The organism is Sulfuricurvum sp. MLSB, from assembly GCF_000747095.1.
Lineage (GTDB): Bacteria > Campylobacterota > Campylobacteria > Campylobacterales > Sulfurimonadaceae > Sulfuricurvum.
In genome coordinates this window covers 1-3502 of record NZ_JQGL01000003.1, presented here as the reverse complement: position 1 = coordinate 3502, position 3502 = coordinate 1, and the positions used below count along the sequence as shown (strand labels likewise).

The 3502-nt window shown below is 52.0% G+C and carries 3 protein-coding genes and 1 pseudogene; all 4 read right to left on the bottom strand.

From position 1 onward, the window contains the following. Positions 1 to 18 precede the first annotated feature (18 nt). The gene (gene ychF, locus JU82_RS00090) at positions 19 to 1119 is read right to left on the bottom strand and encodes a redox-regulated ATPase YchF (protein ID WP_037945418.1); all 1101 of its coding nucleotides are present in this window, start codon (positions 1117 to 1119) and stop codon (positions 19 to 21) included. Positions 1120 to 1149: 30 nt separating this feature from the next. Next, positions 1150 to 2583 carry a leucyl aminopeptidase gene (locus JU82_RS00085; protein ID WP_037945416.1) on the bottom strand — a complete coding sequence of 478 codons (1434 nt, stop codon included), beginning with the start codon at positions 2581 to 2583 and terminating at the stop codon, positions 1150 to 1152. Next, on the bottom strand, positions 2564 to 3157 hold the full coding sequence (locus JU82_RS00080) for a DedA family protein (RefSeq protein ID WP_037945415.1): 594 nt from the start codon (positions 3155 to 3157) through the stop codon (positions 2564 to 2566). Before JU82_RS00080 ends, JU82_RS00085 begins: the two co-directional genes overlap by 20 nt. Positions 3158 to 3166: 9 nt before the next feature. Continuing rightward, positions 3167 to 3502: pseudogene (locus JU82_RS00075) on the bottom strand (tryptophan synthase subunit beta); the annotation flags it as partial.

The window sequence follows — 3502 nt, the reverse complement described above, 5'->3', positions numbered from 1 at the left end:
TGCGAATATTGTACCTAATTAGACGTTGAAACGGAAATGCATGATATCACCGTCCTGGACGATGTATTCTTTTCCTTCAAGGCGCATTTTTCCGGCTTCTTTGGCTTTGGCTTCGCCGCCGCAGGAGACGAAATCCTCATATCCGATCACTTCGGCGCGGATGAACCCTTTTTCAAAATCGTTATGGATGACGGCGGCTGCTTTGGGGGCAGAGGTGTTTTTGTGGATCGTCCAGGCACGCACCTCTTTGACACCGGCGGTGAAGTAGCTCATGAGCCCGAGTTTGTCGAATCCTTTGCGGATGATCTGCTCTAACCCTGATTCTTCGACACCGAGATCGCGTAAAAATTCGTTGCGTTCGTCATCTTCCAGTCCGACCAGTTCTTCTTCGATCTTGGCGCACAGTTTGATCACTTCACAGCCGTTTTTTTCCGCGTGGGCTTTGAGCGCGATGACGTGCCCATTGTCTTCGGTGAGACCGTCTTCATCGACGTTGGCACCGTACATGATCTCTTTGGCACTCAGCAGGCGCACTTCGTGGTTGAGTTTTTCAAACATCTCCGAATCGGCTTTGGGAAAGTTGCGAGCGAGGTTGCCTTCGGCCAAAAATTCGGCCAGTTCTTCGGCAAACTCTGCCATCACTGCCGCATCTTTGTCATTTTTTGCCTGTTTTTTGAGGCGTTCGATGCGGTTGGTCAATACTTCGACATCGGCGAAAATAAGTTCGTTTTCGATGATTTCGACATCGTCTAACGGGTTGATGCGCCCCTCGGTATGTACGATATTCTCGTCTTCGAAACAGCGGACGATCTGCAAGATCACTTCGGTCTCGCGGATGTTGGAGAGAAACTTGTTCCCCAGACCTTCACCTTTGCTCGCCCCTTTGACGAGACCGGCGATGTCGACGAAATCAAGGGTAGAATACTGAATGCGCTCCGGGTTGACGATGGCCGCCAGTGCGTCAAGACGGGTGTCAGGCACGGGGACGGTCGCTTTGTTCGGCTCGATCGTACAGAACGGATAGTTGGCCGCTTCGGCGTTTTGCGCTTTGGTCAGCGCGTTGAATGTGGTCGATTTCCCGACGTTTGGTAGTCCTACAAGTCCGATACTAAGTCCCATATATGTAAATCCTTATGAAGTTTTATTGTTTTATTTGCAGTTGGACATGAGCCAATTCAAGGTCATCCGCACTCCCGCGCCCGTACCGCCGTGAGTGTGTACGTCCCACGCGCTTTCGGTGTAGGCTGAGCCTGCGATGTCGAAATGGACCCATTTGTCTTTCATATCCTCATCGATGAAGTTATCGAGGAATAACGCGGCGGTGATCGCTCCGCCGTAGGGTTTGGAAGAGACGTTGCAGACGTCGGCAATGTCGCTTTTGATCAGCTTTTTCAGGTGGCGGTTGAACGGGAGGATGCCGCAATATTCGCCGGCTTCGGCACCTGCGGTGACAAAATCCTGCTTGAGGGTCTCATTATGTCCCATGACACCCGTCGTATACGGCCCGAGTGCGACCATGCAGGCTCCGGTGAGAGTTGCGTAGTCGAAGATGTAGTCGGCTTTTACTTTCTCTTGCGCGTACCCCAACACGTCGGCGAGGACGAGGCGTCCTTCGGCGTCGGTGTTGCGCACTTCGATCGTTTTTCCGTTTTTGGCTTTGAGCACGTCGTCGGGTTTGTAGGCGTTGCCGCCGATCATGTTCTCGACCGCGCCGACGAAACCGTGCACTTCGATGTCGAGTTTCAGCTCGCTGATCGCTTTGAGCATCCCGATAACGGCGCAGGCACCGGCTTTGTCCATTTTCATCGTCACCATCGACGTCGCCGGTTTGAGGCTAAGCCCGCCGCTGTCGTACGTGAGTCCTTTGCCCACGAGGCTGATCACTTTTTTCGGATTTTTGGGTTTATAGGCGAGATGGATCAGGCGGGGAGGGTGCGCGGAAGCACGCCCGACACCGATCATGGCGTTCATTCGCTCCGCCTCGAGTCCGCTGACATCCAGAACGGTACATTCGAGATTGTTATACAGGGCGAGTGATTCGGCCGTTGACGCCATCCCAAGAGGGGTCATGTCATCGGGTGTCTGATTAACCAGATCACGGACGTAATTGGTCGCTTTGGCAATGATGAGCGTTTGTTCCAAAATCGCTTCAAGAGCTGCGTGCTCCAGCATCGAGCCGTCAAAATTTTCATTGGAAAAGAAGACGTCGCACAAAGAGGAGGGCTTGGGATCGGATTTGTATCCGTCGAAGCGGTAGCTTCCCAAAACGATCCCTTCGATGAGGGGCGCAAAGTTTTCCGTTTGGTATTGAGCGACTTTGAGAGAAGCATAGGCGTACCCCATCGCCGATTTGACCGCGAGAGCGGCGGCGGTGCGCATGGTTTCGCATCGCAGGTCTGCGACGGCGCAAACCAACAGGCGGTGTTCATGCAGCGCACAGATTTGATCGCTTTCGGCTTTGAAACCGGCCTGAGCCAGAAGCTGCGCAAAGCGGTGGCTTTTCAGCTGCTCGGAGGTAACGAATTCCAGGGTTAAATCGGCTTCGATGTGATTCAGGGATTGATTAACGAGCTTGACGTTCATTGCGTTTCTCCAGCAGTTTTTTTTCGAGTCGGTTGAGATAGTAGATAATTCCGCCGCCGATGCTTCCCAACAATGGGAGTGCAACATACCAGTGTTGTTTCATCCAGTGCAGAAGGTTCAGCAGCTCTTCGCCGTAATAATAGGCGGGGATGATCGTCAGCGCCGCCCACATCCAGGCGCTGATAAGATTGATAAAGGCGAATTTGCGTGCCGAGTATTTCGTCAGACCGATCGACATCGGGATAACGGTGCGCAATCCGTACAGATAGCGCTGGACGAAAATGATGGGCCATCCGTATTTTTTCAACAGCAGATGGGCAATGGCAAATTTGCGACGCTGTGAACGGAGCTTGTTATGGATGTAGCCTTTGTTGAAGCGTCCGATGTAAAAGTATATCTGGTCACCGACAAAGCCGCCGATTCCGGCAACGAAAATGGCGACAGGAAGCCACATGTCTCCGGTATGAGACATGATACCTCCCATAATAAGGCCCATTTCCCCCTCTAAAATACTCCACAAAAAGAGGATGACATAACCGTATTCTTTGAGCCAGCCGAGTAACAGTTCTTCCATTAATCCTCTTTATTTATCGAAATTGAGCAGTGATTTTGCTTGTATCATATCTTTGTCGCCGCGTCCCGAAAGGTTCACGATGATCAGTTTGCCTTTGATGTCGGGCATTTTTTTGAGATAGGCAACGGCGTGAGCTGTTTCGAATGCCGGGATGATACCCTCGGCACGGCTCAACCATACGAAGGCGTCCATCGCCTCCTCATCGGTGATATGGTCGTAACTGACGGTTCCGTTGTCTTTGTGGAACGCATGTTCAGGTCCGATACCGGGATAATCAAGCCCTGCCGAGATCGAATGGGCTTCGAGTATCTGGCCGTCTTCATCTTGAAGAAGATAGCTCATTTG

Bases quoted from the DNA above. Each gene is read 5' to 3' on its own strand.
- ychF (WP_037945418.1), bottom strand. From the start codon at position 1,119: ATGGGACTTAGTATCGGACTTGTAGGACTACCAAACGTCGGGAAATCG.
- JU82_RS00080 (WP_037945415.1), bottom strand. From the start codon at position 3,157: ATGGAAGAACTGTTACTCGGCTGGCTCAAAGAATACGGTTATGTCATC.
- JU82_RS00085 (WP_037945416.1), bottom strand. From the start codon at position 2,583: ATGAACGTCAAGCTCGTTAATCAATCCCTGAATCACATCGAAGCCGAT.